The sequence below is a fragment of the Sediminibacillus sp. JSM 1682029 genome (assembly GCF_041366435.1).
In the GTDB taxonomy this organism is placed as follows: Bacteria; Bacillota; Bacilli; order Bacillales; family Amphibacillaceae; genus Sediminibacillus; species Sediminibacillus terrae.
On record NZ_JBEWYY010000005.1, the window covers coordinates 157,637 to 179,827 of the forward strand.

A 22,191-nucleotide genomic window follows, 5' to 3' on the forward strand; every position below is an offset into this window, starting at 1 on the left:
CACATCGAGCCAACCGAACCTATCTTTCGAGCTGTCGGACAATAGACCGTTTTCCTCGTTACGGAAGAGAGAGGGCATACGCACGTGTATGCCAACAAAGGTGGTACCGCGGAAACATACCCACTTCGTCCTTTGCATGGTTATCCATGCAGGATGGAGTGGTTTTTTGTATTGGTCACTTAAACAGGCATTGACCAAAGATAGCGGCCAATATGGCGGTCGCTTTCAGAAAGGAGGGAAGAGAGATGAAAAAGAGGGTGATTGTCAAGATAGGGAGTAGTTCACTAGCCAAAACAAACGGTGGGTTGAGTGAAATAAAGCTGAGTAAACACGTAGCTGCAATAAACCGGTTAGTTCGAAGCGGACATCAAGTCATTTTGATTTCTTCCGGAGCCGTGGCTGCCGGTTTCCGCGCACTTGGATATAAAACAAGGCCGGAAACCATCAAGGGAAAACAGGCTGCTGCCGCTGTAGGACAAGGGAAATTACTGCATGCTTACGAAGAAGCTTTTGATCGGTATGACATTGTTACAGCACAGCTGTTACTAACACGTAACGTCTTTTCAGATATAAATCAGTATTCTAATGTTTTCCATACGCTTGAAGAATTGCTGAAACGCTCGGTGATTCCGATTATCAACGAGAATGATTCCGTGTCTGTGGATGAACTTACCTTTGGTGATAACGATATGCTCGCTGCGCTAGTAAGCGGTTTGTTGAACGCCGACCTGTTAGTCTTGTTCACCGATATGGATGGTATCTACACGGCAAATCCTTCTTGCCATCCTGCTGCTGAAAAAATTTCTTATATACCGAAAATAACAGATTCTCATTTAAGAAAAATGGATCATTCTTCTGGATCCAAATGGGGGACCGGAGGCATCAAATCCAAATTACTTGCTGCAAAGACTGCCCTCGATCTTGGAGTGCCCGTCTTTATCGGAAGAAATACAGGGGAGGGAATACTCGAAACAATTGTCGTCGGTAAAGGGGAAGGGACATATATAGGAAAAGAAGGATTGGTCAGCTGGAGGAAGCCAAAACAATGGATTGCCTATCATTCCAATATATCTGGCCAGATAACGATCGATAAAGGGGCGGAACAAGCGATCGTGCATGGCCGTAAAAGCTTGCTGCCTGCAGGGATCACCGATATAGCAGGAGATTTCTCACCAGGGAACGTCATTGAAATTCTCAATCAGGACCGACTCATCATCGGGAAAGGGCAAGTCAATTACTCTTTCTCATCTCTTGACAAAGTGGCAGGTATGTCCAGCACGCAAGCCATGGAGGTAACAGGAAGTAAGCATCCGGAAGTCGTGCACCGCGATAAAATGGTAATAGAAAAGGGGATTTTGAATGAGTGAACTACTGCAAAAAGCAACTCTTGCCAAACAAGCAACACGACAGCTGTCTGCTGCCACAACGAAACAAAAAAATGAGGCATTGCTAAAAGTCGCTGATCAAGTAAAGAAAGATAAAGAATTGATCTTGGAAGCAAACAAAAAGGATTTGGCAGCTGCCCGCAACAGAAATTTGTCTGAATCCATTGTCGACCGGATTTTGCTGACGGAAGAACGGCTTATGTACATGGCGGATGCTGTTAAAAACTTGATCGATTTAACGGATCCAGTCGGACAGTGTTTGTCAGAATGGTCAAGGCCGAACGGACTGAAAATCAAAAGGGTTTCTGTACCGATAGGTGTAGTCGGGATGATTTATGAAGCAAGGCCGAATGTCACATTGGATGCTGCTTGCTTATGTTTGAAAACTGGAAACGCCATTTTGTTGCGAGGCAGTTCTTCTGCTTCTTTTTCCAACCTAGCCATCGTAAAATCAATCCGTTCCGCTTTGGAAAATACGGAGCTTTCTTTCCAATCCGTACAACTACTGGAGAATAATAGCCATGACACTGTCCGGCAAATGCTTCGGCTTAACGAGTACCTTGATGTGTTAATACCGCGCGGAGGAAGTGAACTAATCGAAACGGTCGTCCAAGAGGCAACAGTACCGGTGATTGAAACAGGGGCTGGGAACTGCCATTTATATATTGACGCAACAGCGAATCCAGAAATGGCCGTTTCCATTGCGGTAAATGCGAAAACACAACGGCCCTCGGTCTGTAATGCTATCGAAACGATTGTCGTCCAAAGAGATTGGGCCAATTCGCATCTGGATTTGTTAATTGAATCCCTACAAGAAGAAAGTGTGATGATCAAAGGGGATAGGAATGCGCTGGAACTGAGTGATCTTGCCATAGAACCAGCAGATGCTGCAGATTGGGCAGAGGAATACCTGGACAACATGGTGGCTTTGAAAATAGTAGAGGATGTATGGGAAGCCATTAAACATATCAACCTTTATAGCTCCAAACACAGCGAGGCCATTATTAGCGAATCGGCTCCGAGTGTAGAAGCGTTTTTTCAATCTGTCGATGCCGCCGCTCTCTATCACAATGCCTCGACACGATTTACAGACGGTTTTGAATTCGGTTTTGGCGCCGAGATTGGCATAAGTACTCAAAAGCTTCATGCCAGGGGACCAATGGGACTTTCGACATTGACTTCTTATAAATACTTGATTGAAGGAGGAGGTCAAGTGAAATGCTGAAGCAGATCAGGAAACTGCCGCAATTATCCAATTCTCTGTTGAAATAACTGGTATAACTTGCTATAATAATTAGCTGTATAATAATTATTCTTAAATGATAATAATTCAAATAAATTTCAGGGAGAGTCATGATGTCTAGCAATCATTTAGTCTTTGTGTATGGCACCTTGAGGGAAAATGAACCAAACCATCATTTACTGGAAAATGCCGACTGCATCGCAAGACAAAGTTGGACAGAAGGTGTATTATACGATACTGGTAACGGTTATCCTGTAATGGGAGTTAGCTCTTTTCACCGAGTATATGGGGAAGTGTATGAAGTATCGTCGGACTTACTAAACCAGTTGAGTGAATTGGAAAGTTTTCCAGAAAAGACGAATCGGTATGAAAAAGTCGTTCAGACCATTTACAGCGATGCCGGAGAGATGGAAGCAATTGTTTATGTCAATGGAACTTTTTCGCTTGCACAACTGCAAGAAGTGAAATTCGGTGATTGGAAATGCCATCTCCATTTGGATAAGGCCGTGTTCCGTTATTTCGCGTATGGTTCCTGTATGGATTCGGAGCGTTTTACCACTGCCGGCGTAGCGGAATACTTTACCAAAGTGATCGGTTGCGGAAAAGCTAATAACTTTTCGCTTGCATATACCCGCGCTGCGAAAGATGGAGGCAGGGCAGATATTATCGAATCCGATGGGTATGTAGAAGGTAAAGTGTACGAATTGAAAAAAGAAGCGTTAGATTACTTGTTTATGCGGGAAGGTGTACATGGCAACCATTACCGTCCGGCATTTGTTTCCGTGGAAGTAGACGGGAATGTACTCGAAAATGTATTGACCTTTATCGTGATTGATAAGTCGGAAGAATTGGCGCCGCCGCTTCACTATGCTACAGAAATCTTAAGAGGCGCCAACGGTGTTGTCAGTGAGCAGTATTATCACCAGCTCGAAGAGGATTTGTTTCATAAATTCCGGCTTAAAATCGATATACAGAAAGACTTGGAACTTGCAAGTCCCGGAAAATAAGCAGAAGCCACAGCTTTCTGCTTATTTTTTTTCGGTCATGACGAGAAAGCTTTTATGATGAACATGTTGTAATTCTGAAAATTTAAATTATAATAAATGAAAACCCTTTCATTTATAGGGCAAGGGAAAAGGAGTGACTGAACATGGGCGAAGAGTTGCGTGAATTGAAATCCGCTCCAGCTTTATTGGAACGCGCAAGGAGAAACACTTTATCCGATTTATTGGTCCGGACAAGCAGCCGATATCCTGACAAACCAGCTATCCAGTACCTTGGCAAACGATTCACTTACCAACAGTTGGAAGATGTGGTCAACCGGACGGCAGCCGGGATGAGGAAAGATGGACTTCAAAAAGGAACCATGGTCGCTGTTTTATCCAACAACAGCCTCGATTTCGTCGTGTTGAATTTTGCACTGGCAAGAATAGGTGCTGTTATGGTGCCGCTCAATTATATGCTTCATGTAGAAGACATTCAGTATATTCTCGACCATGCCGGTATCGAAGGCATGGCCGCACCTGCCGAGTATGCAGATCGAATGGATGAAGCCGTTCTGCGTAGTGGTTCCAATATATCATGGAGGTATTTGATGGATACCGACATTTCCATGAAAAAGCGGCAAAATTGGAAACCGTTCTCTGAATTGAAAGAAGATATAGAATCTGACCTGGTAGAGGAGGATATTCGGGATGATGACCTTGCCCATGTTCTTTATACAAGCGGAACTGAGTCAAAACCGAAAGGGGTCATGCTTACCCATAAAAGCTTGATAGCAGAATATGTAAGCAGCATCATAGAAGGGAAAATGGAGGCTTCGGATGTCGCCGTCCATGCATTGCCTTTCTACCACAGTGCACAGCTTCATGTATTTCTCGGTCCCGGCATCTATGTCGGCTCAACCGGTATCATACTTCCTCAGGCAAGCCCTGAAGCTATCCTTGAAACCATAGAAAGAGAGCGAGCCACTCAACTTTTTTGTCCTCCAACCGTTTGGATAGCGATGTTAAGGCATCCTGATTTCGGACAAAGGGACCTTTCCTCTTTGCAAAAATGCTATTATGGTGCTGCCATCATGCCCAGGGAGATACTCAAAGAATTAATGGAAAAACTTCCGCAGGCTAGGTTTTGGAATTTCTATGGACAAACAGAAGTCGCTCCGCTTGCTGCAGCCCTGCAGCCAGAAGATCAGTTGCGCAAACTGGGTGCTGCCGGGAGAGCTGTCTTGCATGTCGAAACGAAGATAGTGGATGAATATGATAAGGAAGTGGCAAGGAATCAAGTTGGCGAAATCGTCCATCGTACCCCGCATGCTATGAAAGGCTACCTGCATGACCCAGAAAAAACCGCGGAAGTTTTTCGTGGAGGATGGTTCCATAGCGGAGATTTAGGAGTCATGGACGAAGAAGGTTATATAACGATCATTGATAGAAAGAAAGACATGATCAATACAGGCGGCGTGAATGTATCCAGCAGAGAAGTGGAAGAAACACTTTATGAAATGGAAGGGGTATCTGAAGCAGCTGTCATCGGAATTCCGGATTCCTACTGGATTGAAGCTGTCACGGCGATCATCGTAGCAAAAGAGGGAAGCACGATAAGCAGGGAAGAAATTTTGCGATTCTGTAAAGCAAAGCTTGCCAAATATAAGGTACCTAAGTATATCGAGTTTGCAGACACGCTGCCGAAAAATCCCAGCGGAAAATTGTTGAAGCGCAATCTTCGCGAAACATACAAAAACATTGGAAGTTGAAATGGCATGTGTTAATTTATCATGGGAGGTAGCAAATGGCTAAACAACTAATCGAAACAACTATAACGGAAGGTATTGGACATATACGTTTAAATGATCCGCAAAGAAGAAATTGTTTGTCTCTGGAGCTTATGAAACAATTGACGGACCAGCTTTCCGAATGGGAATCGGACGATAGGGTTAAATTGATAGTCTTAACTGGAAAAGGGAAGTCGTTTTGTGCAGGCGGAGATATTCGCGCCATGCAAAATCTTCAGAGTCAAGCGGATGTATCTGCATACATGGAGGCTGCTTCTCGTCTTCCCCGATTGTTGACTGAGCTGGACAAAATAGTCATTGCCGCTGTACAAGGTTATGCGGCAGGAGCCGGTTTCAGCCTGGCTCTTGCTGCTGACTTTATAGTGGCGGATAAATCTGCTGTGTTTGCTCTTAGTTTCCGGCAAATAGGATTGATACCTGATTTGGGGCTGATGAAATTTCTCTCGCAGAGAATTTCTGTGCCATTGGTTAAACAATGGATCCTGGAAGGAAAGGAATTGGAAGCAAAAGAAGCGGAGGAGCTTGGAATCATCAGTCTCTTATCGGAACACAAGGCAGAAGAAGTCGCCCATTCCTGGGCAGTTCAATTGGCTTCCGGACCAATCGGAACACATAAATACGTCAAACGCATGTTAAATCAAGCATCAGCAGAAATGGATGATTTTCTGAGGAAAGAATCGAAAATTCAACAGGTATTGTCGCAGACAAAAGACCATAAAGAAGGTGTGCAAGCTTTTCTGGAAAAAAGGAAGCCGGTTTTTTTAGGTCAATAACCTTGTTTTATTCCTGGTGGAACGACCTTTACGTTTAGCGTAATGTCTATGCCATGACTACCAGCTTATGCTCCCTGACATAATCCTGATAAACCAACCAAAATTCGTTGTTATATATATCCTTGTAGAAAGAGAGAATAGGAGGTAGATAGCAATGAGATTCAACATGAACTCATCTACTGCATATGCTTTTATCATAATTGGAGCAGCTTTCTGGGGGAGCACAGGATTGTTTGTCACCTACCTGTATCGTTTCGGGTTCACTCCCTGGGAGGTTGTTGCTGTTCGGCTGGCTTCGTCGAGCCTGGTGCTTTTTGGTTTAATAGCTACTATGGCCAGAAAATACTTACGGATAAAATGGAGACACGTTCCTTACTTTTTTGTCTTGGGAATCATCAGCATTGCCTTGTTTAACTGGTGTTACTTTGAAGTGATTGAAAGGGCGTCCCTTTCGATTGCGGTCATTTTTGTTTATACTTCGCCGGTATTTGCGGCCTTGACTGCCTATGCTTTTTTTAAAGAAGAAATGACCTGGAAAAAAGGAATGGCAATCTTTTTCACTATCATAGGTTGCGCCCTCGTTATCGGTTATTTTCCTGGTGGAAATGCGGGCCTGGGGTTTGTCACCACTATACTTGGCCTGGCTGCGGGGTTGTTCTGTTCGTTGTTCAGTGTGATTGGTAAACTGGTAAGCCGCTATTATCACCCACTTACTGTCACCTTCTATGCAATGCTGTGCGGAAGCTTTTTCATGTTGCCAACCAGCGGCATATGGAGAAAAGGACAGCTTTTTTTCATCATAGAGGTCTGGGAAGTAATTGCCGGAATCACCTTGATTTCCACGATTGCAGCATATCTGTTATATACGATGGGGCTTACCTATGTAGAGTCCAGCAAAGCGGCAATTCTGTCTTCTGTGGAATTGATTGTATCTGTTTTGATTGGGGTTACTGTTTTTCATGATGCAATCGATCAATGGCAATGGATCGGTTTTTTATTCGTCTTTTGTTCATTGTTTTTAACGGTATTGCCCAACAGGAAGGCAATCCGTGTTTCTTTAAACAAGAAAATATGAAGGCACTTGCCAATAAAACTGCAGAGAAAAGCAGACGTTCCGTTCGTACTGCTTTTTTCTCTTGTCTAAATTTTAAGAAAATATAAAAAATAATGTTTACAATTCGCTTGTTTATGGTAGTATTGTGCTAACAATTTTTTCAGCAGGAAGGATATGTGGGACATGAGTACAAAGCTAAATACCGTTGAAGTAAAAGATATTATCATCGCACATCAAATGCTTAAGGACGTTGTGGTAAAAACTCCTTTACAAAAAGATTCCATTTTATCCGAGCGATATCAATGCAATGTTTATTTAAAAAGAGAGGACTTACAGGTAGTCAGGTCTTTTAAAATCAGAGGTGCCTATCATTTTATGCAAAGCCTGAACAGTGAGGAACTGCAAAACGGTGTGGTATGTGCCAGTGCCGGAAATCATGCCCAGGGTGTTGCCTATTCATGCAAGGCCTTGGGCGTTAAAGGTAGAGTTTTCATGCCGGCTACGACACCGCGTCAAAAAGTGGACAGGGTGGAGTTTTTTGGCGGACCGTTTGTGGAAATTGTATTGACTGGAGATACTTTTGATGATTCATACCAGGAAGCAACCGCTTTTTGTGAAGCAAATGCCATGGCGTTTATCCATCCATTCGACGACTATCGAACCATAACGGGGCAAGGAACAATCGGCTTGGAGGTATTGGAAGAGATTGACGAGCCCGTTTCCCATGTGTTTATGGGAGTCGGCGGTGGTGGTTTGATTTCTGGTGTCGGATCCTATATAAAAAATATCAGTCCTTCCACCCAGGTAATCGGGGTGGAACCAGAAGGGGCACCGGGAATGAAGCTTTCCCTTGATCATGACCGGGTTTATCCTTTGGATAATATCGATAAATTTGTAGATGGAGCAAGTGTCAAGCAGGTGGGCAAGTTGTCATTTGAAATCGGGAAAGAAGTGATTGATGATATTGTTTTGGTTCCCGAAGGCAAAATAAGCACTACTTTGGTTGATTTGTATAGTGAAAATGCAATAGTTGCAGAGCCTGCCGGCGCTTTACCTGTCTCGGCACTTGATTATTACAAGGACCAAATCAAAGGGAAGAACATCGTCTGCATCATCAGCGGAGGAAACAATGATATTGACCGGATGCAAGAAATCAAAGAACGTTCCTTGATTTATGAAGGGTTCAAGCATTATTTCATCGTTAGTTTTCCTCAGCGTGCAGGTGCTTTAAGAGAATTTATGGAAGACGTGTTAGGAAAAGACGATGATATCACACGCTTTGAATACACAAAGAAAAATAATCGTGATAAGGGGCCGGTGCTTGTCGGCATCGAACTGAAACATAAAAAAGATTATGAGCCCTTGATCGACAGAATGAACAAAAAAGGGTTCGCTTATATAGAAATTAACAAAGATCAAGATTTGTTCAATCTGCTGATTTAAAAACGGGGAGTTGAAAAGCTCCTTTGTTTTTCACCTATTAAATTCTAATTAAACTATGTTCTAAATAAACACTATGAACCCTTTATACTCGCCCCAATAAAAGATGATACCCTTCTAAACAAACACACGTCCAATCAACAAGGATTTCCTAAAGGAGGTAGTCAAATGGAGAGACAACCAAGTGGATTTTTAGTGAAACAGCGGGCCTTTTTAAAATTATACTTAATTACATTAATAGAAAACAACCATTTGTATGGATTGAAACTTCGTGACTTGCTGAAAGAAGAGTTTCGGGATTTAGGATACAGACCAAACCATCCGGAAATATATAAAGCACTGCATGATCTAATTGAAAAAGGCATCCTTTTTCAGCAAAAAGAGAAGAAAGAGGGAGCAGTCTACCAGGAGGTTGTTTATTATCAATTCACCGAGGAAGGAAAAGAGAAGGCCAAGGCATATAAAAAACAATTAAAAATTGAGCTGGAACGTTGCCTCCAGTTATTGGAAAAGGCATTAAAGGATAATTTTCAATAGCTTCCTGAGAAACAAGACAACCGAAAATGTTGGTTTGTTTACGGAGTCCATGAATTGATTGCAGAGTAGCAACACCCTAAAGAAGAAATCCATTTCAACAGGTTTTCAATGTAACGACGAACCAACAAGCATTCAGCCATCAAAAAGACAAGAGCACCTTGAGAGTATTTTAACAGCAACTATGAACATTGAGGAGTCTTAGGAGTACAATAGGACAGAGACAGAATCTAAAATCGTATAAAAATAGAGTAAAGCCCCCTGCGAATTACATGCTTGGAGGGCTTTACTCTTGTTAAAGAGTGTCCAGTCTCTATCCTTATCGTTTACATAGAATCCAATTTATGAAGGATGTTAAGAACTTTCTTGCTGTTTTGAAAACCGATTAAATTTCCATACTCAAAATCTTTTTGGGCTCTTGCTTCCATCTCCGCGATCCAGTCTCTGGCTCCTTCGCTACTCACTGAATGTTGGTACATCGTAAATTCCTCGGAAGTTAAACCCGGTACTTTTTGTTTCAGATAATCTGTAGCTTTTTTCTGATCAAAAGTTAAAATAGCTACATCTTTTAAGGAAATCTCTCCATTATCATACAAGGTTTTCGAAATGGAGTTAATTTCGTCGAAAGTGGCATTCCGAACATCGTATTTTGTTGCGAGTTCTCCCCACACACTTGATGAATTACTTTTTTTCAAACGGAAATCCTGGTTATTAGCCGAAGTATCATCGTGAGAAGTTGTTTTGGTTATTTCATTTTTTCTACTAGTTGTAGCTTGTGAATACGTAGAATATCCTTGTGCTGGAGATACGGTACCTACAATCATTTTTCAACGCCTTTCAAAATGTATTATTTAATGTTCATTCTATCAAACATAGTGTTCCAAGGTGAATTGGTTGAAGTATTTTCGTAAGTGAATAAACCATTTTCATTACCGCTTGCATCCCACCAAATGAACCAACCATCTACAATGGAGTCACCTTCCAAATCAATATTTTCTCTATCTATTTCCGATAATTGACTTCCATTGAATGCAGCATTTCTTTGGAAACCGTATCCAAGTTCGGCAGTCACAATGTATAATTCTTCTCCTCCATGATCTTGAACGGAAGATAATTGGTTTGAACTAAAGTATTCATACTCTGGATAGTTAGATGATATAGCCGCATATACCTCAAGTGAGGTAAGAGGGGGGGCTGGAGCAGCGATAGTAAAATCGGAACCTCCCAATATCATCTCTTGTTTCTGATATCGTTCACCTTCTCTGAAGTTTTTATCAAGAAATTGTGCATTGGGATAATCGTCTTTGAGGTTTTCTAGTACATGTTGCTTGAACGATTCTTTTTTTGATAATTCTGATGGGGGATTTATTATTTTACCCTGTCGCGAAGCTGCAGAAGCTGTATCAGTTCCTATGAACAAAGGGATAAATAATAAAGCTGTCAAAGTGATGCTTATCATTTTCCTCATCATTTCGCCTCCTAAGAATTTTTAATAAATAGAGACTTAATTGGACACTCATATCTTCTATCGGTTTATCTTTCGTTATATTTAGCATTTATTACAAAAAATTGTATATTTCAGGTTGATTTGGAAATTGGTCGAGAATGGCGTAAGGCTTTTTAAGGTACGATATCTTTTTATGAAGGTAGCATGAAAAGGAAAGACGAATGAAATAGTCAGCCTGCTATAGTGAAAAGATGTAATGTCTGGAAGAGGGGAAAAGGGTACTATTCTATAGGTATATAAGTTAGGATATTTCTTCAAAAACAAAAGAGTAATCAGTCTTATTATCGGGAATCGTAAGAAGCAAATAAATTGTATTCACTAATAAGGGTTGTGAAACATGGAGATTAACCTCGGCATCGAGAAAATGACAAACGTGAAAAGGATTCATGGTCCGTTATTGGTTGAAATCAACTCCCTGCGCTATGATTCCCGGAAGGTTGAAAAAGATGCAGCATTTTTCTGTATGCAAGGGGAACAGCAGGATGGGCATGTCTATATAGAAGAGGCGGTTGAAAATGGGGCTTCGGCCATCGTCGGCAGTAATGAATCAATATTGTCACAGCTCGCAGCAATTCATCCGGATAGAACCTTTGTAGTGGTGAAAGATTCCAGGGCAGCACTCGCTCATTTTTCTATATTATTTTATCAGCATGCCTACAAACAGCTTACGACGATTGGCGTTACAGGCACCAACGGTAAGACTACAGTAGTCGCTTATATCCATTCCTTGCTTAATCAAGTCGGAATACCAACAGGTTCTATCGGTACAATCGGCACGATGTCTGCTTCAGGCCCACTGCCTATCGAAACCACCACACCTACGACGCCGGAATCACCGGAACTCCACTATATTTTCCATCAATTCCTTCGAAGGAATGAAAAGGCAGTGGTGATGGAAGTGACTTCTATAGCGATCGAACAAAAAAGGGTAGAGGGCATGATGTTCCAGATAGGGGTCCATACCAATATATCCAGTGAACATTTGGAATTCCATAAAACCTTCGAAAATTATAAAAAGGCGAAACTAAAATTATTTAAACAAGCAGAAAAAGCTGTCGTAAACCTGGACGATAAGGGTATGGCAGATGACATCCTCGATATGTACCAAGGTCCATTGCTGACATATAGCATAAACGGACATCCAGACGCCGATGTTTTTGCTTGCAATATCAGTACAAAAAAGGAGGGATCAACTTTTCTGCTTACCATCAATGGCAAGTCTTCCCTTGTCCAAACTCCGTTGATCGGCGGGTATAACATCTCCAATTTATTGGCTGCTGTTTGTACTGCTGTCCACGTAGGTGTACCTTACCAAAAAATCCTGGAGGCCATGCCAACCATAAATGGGCCGAAAGGGAGGTTTCAGCTAGTCGAAACGCCAATCCAAGCTACCATATTGCTGGATTACGCTCATACCCCGGAAGCACTCCGCAACCTGGTGAATGAAGTAAAGAAACTCGCCTTCCGCAGATTCATTTTAATGGTGACGGGAGTGGGTATCCGGGATGAAGATAAAATGCCGAAAATGGGAGAAGCGGCGGATGGACAAGCCGATAAGTATGTCATATCCGTTGATCATCCCGGCTATAAAGAACCAGAAGAAATTGTTGCAAACGTACTGTCTGGATTCTCAGAAACAGAGCAAACACATATTACCTATACCTATTCAAGAGAAGAAGGAATTATCGCTGCGCTAAATCTCGCTGAAGAAGGGGATTTAATCATTTTAACCGGAGGATGTATCAATGGATGCCAGATGATTAGAGGAGAAGCCATTCCTCACTCGGATGAAAACATTATCAAGCAATACTTCTCTAAATCAACTGCGATAACTAAACGGGCCATAGGGTCTACAGCAAAAAAACCCCCTGTTAATTTCTCGTAACAGGAGGGTTTTTATTAGGCTTATTTAAGCATTGGCAGCCTGGTCATCGATATAATATTGAAGCTGCCGGTATAATAATTGCTTTTCGTCCGCTTCGAGCGGAACCATCGGCAGACGTACAGGACCTGTGTCAATGCCCATATAAGACAAAGCTGCTTTAACTGGCGCAGGGCTTGGAGCCATGAATAAGGTTTTCATCAATGGCAGCAGGCTTTGATGAAGCAGGGCTGCTCTTCGGTGATCACCGTTGAAAAAGCTATCGGCCATTTCTTTCATTTCATTGCCGATTATGTGAGATGCAACAGAAACTACTCCATTTCCGCCTATAGCCAAAACAGGCAGAGAAAGTCCGTCATCTCCACTATATAAATGAAAGTTTTCATCCGTTCCACTGATGATGGCCGTCATGTCATCTAAGTTGCCGCCAGCTTCTTTAATAGCGACAATATTTTCTTCCTTCGATAGTTGAATGACCGTTTCCGGTATCATGCCTGCTGCACTTCTTCCAGGAATATTGTATAGCATGATAGGCTTTTTCACCGCCCTTGCTATAGAGCGAAAATGCTGATACATTCCTTCCTGGTTCGGTTTGTTGTAATAAGGAGTCACCAACATAGTCGCATCGACACCGACAGCTTCGGCAGCCCGAGTAAAATCGATGGAATCACGGGTGTTATTTGACCCTGTTCCCGCAATGACAGGCACTCGGTTGTTCACTGTTTGCACTGTAAATCGCAGCAAATTCAATTTTTCTTCTTTCGTCAATGTTGGGGACTCACCTGTAGTACCTGCAACAACCAATCCTTCGGTACCATTGGCAATTAAATAGTTGATCAGTTTTTCAGTCTTTTGATAATCAATGTCACCGTTCTGATCAAAAGGAGTAACCATTGCTGTTAAAATTCGCCCAAAATCCATTTTTCTGCACCTCTATTCATGATTTTAAAAGGAAGGCTTGAAGCCTTCTGGTGAATAGAGGCTATCCCACGAGAGCAAAGCGCGGTTTTGAATGATAATCAACATGTATCACACAAAAAAACAGCAACGAGGGCATCGCTGCTGCATCACTATGACATCGTTCTGATGCGTGAGATAGCCCTCCATATAACAATAGGTTATATGACAGCCCTGTATTTATTGAATACAGAACCAGCGAATCGAAACGATGAGTTTCCGTCCACTTCGGCAAATCCCCCTTTCGGCTGCCCTCTTCAGACCTCATCATCTTACGGCAGCGTACTATTGGTTTTTGCACCTCTATCCTCACTCCAAAAAATTTGAAGTAAAGCATATAAAAATTGTATCTAAAATATAGCAAAGTTTTATCAGGTTTGCAATGCTCCAAATTCACATGAAAGAACTTTTTTGATTAAGGGCGTGGATATCCATAATAAGGAGGTCTTCCATAGAATGGGGGACGTCCGCCACCCGGATAGCCATATCCGCCATAATACGGCCCGCCGGGATAACCATATGGTCCCGGACGAGGATAACCGATTGCAGGATTTCCGAAAAGTTCACCGCCTAAATATCCCAGCCCGAATCCAACCAATCCTGCTCCCAGCGGACCGAAGAAGAAGTTTCTCTCCATTTCATTCCCTTCGACTGGGTAACGATAAAAGGTTGGATCGTTATATTGGTGGACAGGCACATGATGAGGTTCCATTATATTCTACTCCTCTCCGCAATTGTTCGTGAGCAATTCGTCTACTCCTTTACATATTCAGCATATGGTTGAGAGCGGAAAGTGAAATGGATAAACACCTATTTTGGCGAAAGGAAAAGAGGGAAAGGAGCACTAGGGGATAGTTCGTTCGCTTAAAACTCTGTCAAGTAAAACTTGATACTTTTCCTTATCTTCTACTGTTAGCGGTTTTGGTCCTTTTGTCCGTTTACCGCTTCTTCGCGCTTTGGCATTGGCGTGTCGCATGAGGAGCATTTCATCTATCGTTGTTGGGTGATAAGCAAATCCTTTATGATGAAGGACAATGCAAACTTTACCCAAAGCGAGGGATGCCAAGCCATAATCTTGTGTGATAATGATGTCTTTTTCATTGGCAATCTGCATGATACGATAGTCCACCGAATCCGCACCTGTATCCACGTAAATGTTTTCCGCTTTGCTTAACTCATCTTGTGCGGAAAAATGGGAAAAGCTTTTCACAAGAATTACAGGAATGCCATATTTTTCTGCAATATTTATCGTGATTTCTTTTACGGGGCAAGCATCTGCGTCTACTAATATTTTCATTAAAGCACCTCTTAGACTTTGACTTTCCATCCACTGAGCCAATGATACCAAAAATTCACACAACCAAAAAGCAGCCCGCGGTTGAACGCAGGCTGCGAGGAATACAATCGCATCTATTTATCGTTACATAAGGTCGTAAACCGATTCTTCAAGATAGAGCCAATGATAATATTCGACTTCTTCATCGGTCATTTTCAATACATCATCTTTGTTCAAGGTCGTCAAGTCGCATAATTGTTCCATCAGATTTTCTCTCACTGGTTGGCTCATGACAAATCCCCCTTAGGATTAGGTTGGATGATAAAGCGTTTTCTTCTCTTGTTACTTTGATTATATATCTCAATTCGAGATAAAAACAATATCAAATTTAGATATATTGATTTGAAGCAATATATAGTTGATATACTTGAGGACAAATGACTTTATCATGAGTAAAAAAAGCTGGAATGTGCCCTTTTCATTTTTATTTCCTTAGGGCTCGGTTATAATGATAGGTAGCAAAAATTCTCCATAAAAGAAAGAGGTTACAAAATGAGCGAGCTTCAACCAGGAACCATCCAACGAGCAAAAATCACAAATTCCGTGACAGACGGATTTTTAGTTAGTATAGGAACAGAAACCTTATTGCTTCCGGAAATAAATACCGATCTGCAACCAGGGAAAGAAAGAAAGGTGTTTGTTTACCAGGATAGAAAAGGGAAACTTCTTGCAACCGAGACTATTCCCGAGGCCAGTCTAGACTCTTATGGCTGGGCGAAAGTAGTTGAGGTTGTAGAGAATCTTGGTGTTTTCGTGGATATAGGGATTCCAAAAGAAATCCTTGTCTCCAGTGATGACCTGCCTTTATTAAAGAAAGTCTGGCCTATTAGCGGGGATTATTTGTTTGTCAGCCTAGATTTCGATAAAAAAGGACGGTTACTGGCAAAACCAATCAATGAAGCGGATGTAATGGCAGACTTGGTACCTGCTTCGCCTGATTTCTTACAGCACCGTATTACCGGACGCGTGTATCGCTCTACAAAAGCGGGTTCCTTTATTCTATCTGAAGAAGGATACAGAGGATTTATCCATCCCCATGAACGAAAAAAAGAGCCCAGGATAGGAGAGACAGTAACCGGTCGCATTATCGACGTGAAGGATGACGGCACTATAAATGTAACATTGTTGCCGCTTAAGCAAGAAGGTATGAAAGATGATGCCGAATCCATTTTGGAATATTTGGAAAAAAGGGGAGGGGCAATGGAATTCGGAGATAAAAGCGACGCCGAGGCAATCAGGGAAACCTTCCACATAAGCAAGTCAGCGTTCAAAAGGGCACTCGGGAACCTGATAAAAGAGAATAAAGTATACCAACAAGATGGTAAAACATATTTGAAATAGTGATATGTTCTATTCCCAGAAACAGGCACAAATCGAATTGTGCCTGTTTTTTTTGACAGAGAAAAAGCTTGCGCTCGGCTCGATAAAAGGCTGTTTGTTCGATTTGTTCGCAATCATCCTGTGCATCGTACATGTCAAGAAAAGATAGCGTTCGCCAAATGTATAAATATGGTATTATGAAAAAGTATAAGGAATTCAGTTACATGCTGTCGAAAGAAGGTGGACTAGTCGCTCGCCGCTAAACAATCTGTGTGACAGGAAAAGATGCAAATCTTTTTACACAGTGGTCCTTCAACTAAGCAAATAGGAACTTGAAATTGCTTGATCACCAATAAAATGTTGAAAAATGATAGCCATTTCCTCCATAACCACTTATCATGGAAAAAGATTAATGGAATTCGTCAAAGTAGTAAATGGCTTTGTTCAGGGTTTAAAGGAGGATTATTGTGAAAGATTTTACTCAATATATACAGGACTCGAAAGAAGCCTGTGCAAACATATACGGGATGTCTCCTGAAGAAATCCCTTTTTTGAAAGTAGGACTTACAAGAGAGCAATTGCAGCAAAAGCAGCTTACATATGCAAAAGTGTTAACTATTGTAAAGGAATTCATGAAAAAGCTTATTGAATATATGGACGGGGTGCCGACTCTTATTGTCACAACTGACGCCGAGGGCTATGTACTGGAGATTTTTGGTGATACAGGCATCAAGCAAATGGTCGATTCTTTAGGAATTACAATAGGAGTCCGTTTTAGTGAAACGGATGTAGGGACTAATTCTGTATCACTTGCTTTAAAACATGGAGAACCGATCGGTCTCATAGGAAATGATCATTTTCATGAATGTCTTGCGGGAGTCGCATGCTACTCTGCTCCTTTTTCATACTCAGACAGTAATCAGCTGGCAGGTACTGTTTCGATTATGACCTTGGTGGACTATGCTAATCAATTTCACTTAGGATTATTGTCTTCTGCTGTGGATACCATTGAAGGAGAAATCCGTTTGCAAGAGCAAAATCATAAGCTGTACTTGCTTAATCAAGTATTGATCAACTCAGCCCCTCTTGGCATTATCATGACCGATGAGAGTGGAGGAATACTCGAGTACAATCCAGGAGCAGAAGAAATACTGGGAATACCCAAGGGGGAGGCAATCCATCAGGGGATAGACAGCATTACTGGATTAAGTGAGTATGTAATGAGGGCATTACAGAAGCAAGAAAAAATAGAAAATACCGAAACAACTTTAATCGATCACCAAAAAGAGCTTGAAAGAATATGTTTAGTGGATGTTCTTCCATTATATGACAGCTTCCAGCAATTAACTGGTGCATTTGCTCAATTTAGAGATATGACCAGCTATCACGAACTGCAAAAACAAGTCATACAATCGGAGAAACTGTCTGCAGTAGGAAAGCTCGGAGCAGGCTTTGCTCACGAAATACGAAATCCTCTTTCAAGCATCATCGGTCTGGTGCAGCTCTTAAAGGAAAATAATGAACACAATAAATATTTACAAATTATTACGGATGAACTCGAAAGAATGAAAACACTGGTCAATCAATTTGTCCTTCTAGGCAAGCCTACCAAGTTACAAAAAACAAACAGCGATGTCGTTCAATTAATCAGAAATACCATAGAACTGATGAACAGCAACGCCCGGCTCAGTAAAGTTCAAATTGAATTTGCCTCCTCAGTGGAAAATGAACTGTTTGTACCAATAGATAAGTCGCAAATCAAGCAAGTGTTGATCAATTTTATAAAAAATGCTGTTGAAGCCATGCCGGAGGGTGGATCGGTATTTGTAGAGCTGCAGGTTTATAAAGAAGAAAAGCAATTTCAAATTACCATCCGGGATGAAGGGAAAGGCATGACTCCCGCAGAGGTCGAAAATTTGGGGACTCCCTTTTTTACAACAAAAGAAAGCGGATTAGGTATGGGAATCCCGATTTGTTTCGACATTGTAAAAGCACATAATGGATCCATAAACGTAGAGTCCTCCAAAGGACAAGGTACCAGCATCCATTTAATTTTGCCGTTACAAAACGGGATGAGGAGGAAAAAAGAGGATGACTGAATCAGCAGCTTCTTTGTTAGTGAAGAACATGAAAGATTGGGGGATTCAATATGTATTCGGAATCCCCGGTAAACCGCTTGTCCCTTTATTGGCCGAATGCGAAAAACAAAACCTGCCTTTTGTATTATCAAGACACGAGTCAGGAGCTGGATTTGCTGCCGCTGGTTACGCTTTGCTCAGTGAGAAACTGGGAATCGCCGTTGCCACTTCAGGCCCTGGTGGCACCAATTTATTGACTGCAGCGGCTCAAGCGAAAGCATATCATGCACCGGTTTTATTTCTTACGGCTCAGCCCCCCACAGATCTGATAGGAAAGCCGGTGGGGCAGGATTCTTCTATTTTCGGGACTGACTTGCTGAAAATGTTTGAATCAGTGACATTATTCAATGCAAAAGTAGAGAGAGCCAGGCATTTGGAGATAATGCTTAAACATGCCGTGGAATCAGCCCTAAAGGGGAAGAAAGGTCCAGTTCATTTGTCCATTCCAATGGATATATGGGATACAGCCACTAACCCGTTTTCCTTTCTACTTCCAGATGGGCGGAGTGATGTTCTTTCCAACAACCTTCACCATTTAGTCGAAAGGTTGAACAGAGCGGAAAAGGCAGTGTTATTTCTCGGTAAAGGTGTCCATCGTTCCCGTGCTTATGAAGAAATCAGATGGTTGGCGGAAACCTGGAACATCCCGGTGATGACCACTCCTGGCGGCAAGGGAACGTTTCCGACAAACCACCCGTTATCACTCGGCTCCTACGGACTAGGTGGCAATGAATCAACCAAAGATTATTTGCAAACCGGGATTGACGAAATGGTTGTCATAGGCAGCAAACTTTCGGATATGTCAATAGCAGGGATGTCAGAAGCAATCTTTCCGTCACATGTCATTCAGTTCGATATTGATAACCAGTTCATAGAAAAGTCTCTACCTATACCTACCCTTCCGGTGATTGGTGATATCAAGGAGAACATCACCGGATTAAAAAGATTGATGGATACTTTCCATTTATCGATCAAGCCTCAATCATATGAAGTCGATGCTGGATTCCCTCATGAAGAAAAAATGCCCGTAGAAATTTCTCACTCGTCAAGTTATGTATCAGCAAAAGAAGCGATAAAAACGATGCGGGGCCTTTTACCTGATGATACCATCCTGTTTGGTGACGATGGGAGCCATTCTTTCTATGCTATTAAACACCTCTGTTTAGAACGTCCTGGCACTTTCTATTTTGATGATGTCTTTGGGGCGATGGGCCATGCTATAGGATATGCTATCGGAGCGAAGCTGGCTCAACCTGCCAATACAGTCGCTTGTCTAACGGGAGACGGATGTGTATTCATGCATGGAGCAGAAATAGCTATGGCGGTAGATCAAAGGTTACCTGTATTGTTCATCGTTTTAAACAATGGGCGACTGGACATGGTTGAGAAAGGGATGACGAAAATGCTTGGGTATAGTGTAGGGGCTGTGTATAACCAAGGGGTGGATATAAAAGAATACACGGCTTCATTCGGCGCCCGATCCTTCCAGTGCAGGACGATAGGAGAAATGAAGGATGCATTCGAGCAATCTTTGGAATATACAAATGGACCTTCTGTCATAGAAATATTAGTAGATCCAGATGAGATCCCGCCCATATTGGATAGAGCGTAAAGAATAAAACTTTTTCTAAATAGAGTACGTGCTAATAAAAAGACTGAATATCGTCATCTCACCATGCATGCGCATGCCTTCGAGACACGGATATGAGGCGACCTCATATCCGTGTCTGTGTTTCCATTCGCTATTCTTCGCTTCAATCGTTTATAACACCCTTCCTGTAGAGGACAACGTTTACGACGGAAGTAAGCTAATAATGTCATGATAATGGGCGAAACGCAGTTTATCCCATTCGTATGTTCAAATACCTCCTTCTAAAAACCATCTATACGTTGTCAGACGTAGATCTCGTGGAACGAGCTCAGGTCGACATGTCCTTCAAATATTTTCTTGAAATAGCATCAGAAGATGACGTCATTGATCCCAGACTTTCAAAGAAAATCACTTCTTTTTCGTTTACCCTCTGTTGATTCCGCGATAAGCGATTCGTGAGAATCAACAACAAACTTTAAAATCTCTTCTAGATTTGAAAGGACTTTTTCAGATTACATGAAATCCATGAAACGCCAAGCGAAATTGATTTTCTTTTTGCTTGATTGTATGCTAAGTTAATATATATGCAAAAATGAAAATATTCTAATTTTTTAGAAGACAGCGGAAAAAATTGAGAGCAGGCTATCACCTTCTCAATTTAAATAAACAACATGGGGGTTAAATGGTTAATGGCATTATCAAAAGGCGAAAAGGAGAAAGCAATAAACAACGAGAGAAAGCGATGGGAAATGCCAGATACTTATGTGATTTTGTTTTTGGTCTTATTAGCTGGTGTACTTGCTACATATCTGGTTCCATCCGGAACTTTTGAAAGGGAAACAGTGGAAGGTGTAACAAGAGTCATTCCAGATACATACACCCAGACAGACAGCTCCTGGCTGAGCCCGATGGATATTTTCACCGCAATTCAGATGGGGATGGTTCAATCAGCTGATATTATATTCATGGTTTTATTCACCGGAGGGGCATTTGAAATTATTGAACGTTCCGGTGCTTTGCGCGGCGCGATCAATAGCGCAGTCCGTCTCACTCGAGGAAGGGAATTTTGGATGATTGCCATTGTTTCCACTTTATTCGCTGTCGGGGGTGCAGTAGGGGCGGTGGCTAATGCGGTCATCGCTTTCGTAGCAATCGGGGTGATTATTGCAAGAACCCTCAAGCTTGATCCAATCATCGCAGTGGCTATCACATTCGGTGCCAACTTTGCTGGTTTCAATGTCGGGTTCATCAATCCTTATACAGTGGGCATTGCCCAAAACATAGCCGATTTACCGATGTTTTCAGGAGCCTTGTTCCGAATCGTTGTGTTTGTTGTCATTTTATCCCTTACCATCTGGTACACATGGCGGTATGCGAAGAAAATAATGAAAGATCCTACAAAAAGTATCGTGGGAATCTATCAAGACGACGAAGAAGTTCAAACCTTGACAGAGGAATTCACGCTTCGTCACAAATTCCTCTTAAGTTTTGTAGGATTGGGGTTAGCATTCTTTGTATATGCATCGATAGAAATGGGATGGACCATCAATCATATGGCTGCATTCTTCGTGCTTATCGGCATTGTTTCAGGAGTCATTGCGGGCATGCATTACAATACAATCGCCATTACTTTCTTACAAGGGACGCAAAAGTTGGTCTACGGAGCATTGGTTGTCGGGTTGGCTAGAGCAGTCATTGTCGTACTTGAAGAGGGACAAGTACTAGACACAATCGTCCTTGCATTGTCCGTTCCCTTGGAAAGCCTTCCTTCCGTATTGGCTGCGATAGGCATGTTCATTTCCAGCGCCTTTCTTAACTTTTTAGTAAACTCCGGAAGTGGTCAGGCGATGATTTCCATGCCGATGCTTGCACCGCTCGCAGATATGGTGGGAGTGACGAGACAGGTCGCTGTTCAGGCCTTTCAGTTCGGAGATGGTTTAACGAACAGTATCTTCCCGACTTCCGGGATTCTGATGGCCAGTCTTGCAGTGGCAGGTGTACCATGGACAAAGTGGTTGAAATTCATCTTTCCTTTGTTTATTGCCTGGGTGGTCATTGCCGTCATCATGTTAACAATAGGCGTGATGATCAATTGGGGACCATTCTGATTGTCCAACTAAAAAACATGCGGGGTGAAATACGGATTTTGTCTCGCATGTTTTTTATGTAAGCAGGAAAGGATGGAGGAATCTTCTTTTTCTTCTATTTAAAAACGTTTATAATAGAAAGAGTCATGT

At 42.0% G+C, this 22,191-nt stretch carries 19 protein-coding genes, 1 pseudogene, 1 riboswitch and 1 other annotated feature (1 of these 22 running past the window's edge); of the genes and pseudogenes, 14 read left to right on the forward strand and 6 right to left on the reverse strand.

Going from position 1 to position 22,191, the window contains the following annotated elements:
- Window positions 1-136 (forward strand) — a binding site (T-box leader) (it extends 76 nt beyond the left edge of the window).
- A 109-nt stretch (window positions 137-245) separates the two neighbouring features.
- The 8 genes from proB to ABVF09_RS10500 all read left to right on the forward strand — a co-directional run bounded on the left by proB (window position 246) and on the right by ABVF09_RS10500 (window position 9,226).
- A complete protein-coding gene (gene proB / locus ABVF09_RS10465) occupies window positions 246-1,367 on the forward strand; it encodes a glutamate 5-kinase (RefSeq protein ID WP_026771290.1) in 1,122 nt (373 codons plus the stop codon).
- A complete protein-coding gene (locus ABVF09_RS10470; RefSeq protein WP_153462655.1) occupies window positions 1,360-2,610 on the forward strand; it encodes a glutamate-5-semialdehyde dehydrogenase in 1,251 nt (416 codons plus the stop codon). Before proB ends, ABVF09_RS10470 begins: the two co-directional genes overlap by 8 nt.
- Window positions 2,611-2,741: 131 nt before the next feature.
- Entirely contained in the window at window positions 2,742-3,635 is an 894-nt protein-coding gene (locus tag ABVF09_RS10475) for a gamma-glutamylcyclotransferase family protein (protein WP_153462657.1), read from the forward strand.
- A gap of 143 nt (window positions 3,636-3,778) precedes the next feature.
- Window positions 3,779-5,383, forward strand: a complete 1,605-nt coding sequence (locus ABVF09_RS10480; protein WP_153462659.1) for a fatty acyl-CoA synthetase — start codon at window positions 3,779-3,781, stop codon at window positions 5,381-5,383.
- Between the two features lie 35 nt (window positions 5,384-5,418).
- Window positions 5,419-6,195, forward strand: coding sequence for an enoyl-CoA hydratase/isomerase family protein (locus ABVF09_RS10485; RefSeq protein WP_153462661.1), 777 nt, complete (start codon window positions 5,419-5,421; stop codon window positions 6,193-6,195).
- Window positions 6,196-6,349: 154 nt separating this feature from the next.
- Window positions 6,350-7,270, forward strand: coding sequence for a DMT family transporter (locus tag ABVF09_RS10490; RefSeq protein ID WP_153462663.1), 921 nt, complete (start codon window positions 6,350-6,352; stop codon window positions 7,268-7,270).
- A 162-nt stretch (window positions 7,271-7,432) separates the two neighbouring features.
- On the forward strand, window positions 7,433-8,692 hold the full coding sequence (gene ilvA, locus ABVF09_RS10495) for a threonine ammonia-lyase IlvA (RefSeq protein ID WP_026570202.1): 1,260 nt from the start codon (window positions 7,433-7,435) through the stop codon (window positions 8,690-8,692).
- A 165-nt stretch (window positions 8,693-8,857) separates the two neighbouring features.
- Entirely contained in the window at window positions 8,858-9,226 is a 369-nt protein-coding gene (locus ABVF09_RS10500; protein ID WP_153462665.1) for a replication termination protein, read from the forward strand.
- A gap of 323 nt (window positions 9,227-9,549) precedes the next feature.
- On the opposite strand, the gene ABVF09_RS10505 is transcribed toward ABVF09_RS10500, so the two are convergent.
- Both ABVF09_RS10505 and ABVF09_RS10510 read right to left on the reverse strand, forming a co-directional pair.
- Window positions 9,550-10,047, reverse strand: coding sequence for a hypothetical protein (locus ABVF09_RS10505; protein WP_051382025.1), 498 nt, complete (start codon window positions 10,045-10,047; stop codon window positions 9,550-9,552).
- Between the two features lie 23 nt (window positions 10,048-10,070).
- Window positions 10,071-10,691, reverse strand: a complete 621-nt coding sequence (locus tag ABVF09_RS10510) for a DUF4879 domain-containing protein (RefSeq protein ID WP_235162446.1) — start codon at window positions 10,689-10,691, stop codon at window positions 10,071-10,073.
- Window positions 10,692-11,067: 376 nt separating this feature from the next.
- Between ABVF09_RS10510 and ABVF09_RS10515 the strand changes: the two genes are divergently transcribed.
- Entirely contained in the window at window positions 11,068-12,615 is a 1,548-nt protein-coding gene (locus ABVF09_RS10515) for a UDP-N-acetylmuramoyl-L-alanyl-D-glutamate--2,6-diaminopimelate ligase (protein WP_371069171.1), read from the forward strand.
- A 24-nt stretch (window positions 12,616-12,639) separates the two neighbouring features.
- Here ABVF09_RS10515 and dapA read toward each other — a convergent pair whose 3' ends face one another.
- From dapA to ABVF09_RS10535, 4 genes are all read right to left on the reverse strand, one after another.
- Complete coding sequence (dapA, locus tag ABVF09_RS10520) at window positions 12,640-13,533, reverse strand: 4-hydroxy-tetrahydrodipicolinate synthase (RefSeq protein WP_371069172.1); 894 nt, start codon at window positions 13,531-13,533, stop codon at window positions 12,640-12,642.
- Window positions 13,534-13,700: 167 nt separating this feature from the next.
- Window positions 13,701-13,883: riboswitch (Lysine riboswitch) on the reverse strand.
- Between the two features lie 101 nt (window positions 13,884-13,984).
- Window positions 13,985-14,281 (reverse strand): hypothetical protein, encoded by a 297-nt coding sequence (locus tag ABVF09_RS10525; protein WP_235162445.1) that lies wholly within the window; start codon window positions 14,279-14,281, stop codon window positions 13,985-13,987.
- A gap of 132 nt (window positions 14,282-14,413) precedes the next feature.
- Window positions 14,414-14,866: a YaiI/YqxD family protein gene (locus ABVF09_RS10530; RefSeq protein WP_371069173.1), complete on the reverse strand. Its 453-nt coding sequence runs from the start codon at window positions 14,864-14,866 to the stop codon at window positions 14,414-14,416.
- A gap of 123 nt (window positions 14,867-14,989) precedes the next feature.
- Window positions 14,990-15,136 carry a BH0509 family protein gene (locus tag ABVF09_RS10535; protein ID WP_152525512.1) on the reverse strand — a complete coding sequence of 49 codons (147 nt, stop codon included), beginning with the start codon at window positions 15,134-15,136 and terminating at the stop codon, window positions 14,990-14,992.
- A gap of 261 nt (window positions 15,137-15,397) precedes the next feature.
- Between ABVF09_RS10535 and ABVF09_RS10540 the strand changes: the two genes are divergently transcribed.
- From ABVF09_RS10540 to ABVF09_RS10560, 5 genes and pseudogenes are all read left to right on the forward strand, one after another.
- Window positions 15,398-16,246 carry a CvfB family protein gene (locus ABVF09_RS10540; RefSeq protein WP_371069174.1) on the forward strand — a complete coding sequence of 283 codons (849 nt, stop codon included), beginning with the start codon at window positions 15,398-15,400 and terminating at the stop codon, window positions 16,244-16,246.
- A gap of 446 nt (window positions 16,247-16,692) precedes the next feature.
- Window positions 16,693-18,324 (forward strand): ATP-binding protein, encoded by a 1,632-nt coding sequence (locus ABVF09_RS10545; protein WP_371069175.1) that lies wholly within the window; start codon window positions 16,693-16,695, stop codon window positions 18,322-18,324.
- Window positions 18,317-19,975, forward strand: coding sequence for a thiamine pyrophosphate-binding protein (locus tag ABVF09_RS10550; protein WP_371069176.1), 1,659 nt, complete (start codon window positions 18,317-18,319; stop codon window positions 19,973-19,975). Before ABVF09_RS10545 ends, ABVF09_RS10550 begins: the two co-directional genes overlap by 8 nt.
- 203 nt (window positions 19,976-20,178) lie before the next feature.
- Window positions 20,179-20,346, forward strand: a pseudogene (locus ABVF09_RS10555) (transposase); the annotation flags it as partial.
- 297 nt (window positions 20,347-20,643) lie between these two features.
- A complete protein-coding gene (locus ABVF09_RS10560; RefSeq protein WP_371069177.1) occupies window positions 20,644-22,062 on the forward strand; it encodes a YfcC family protein in 1,419 nt (472 codons plus the stop codon).
- The last annotated feature ends 129 nt before the right edge of the window (window positions 22,063-22,191 follow it).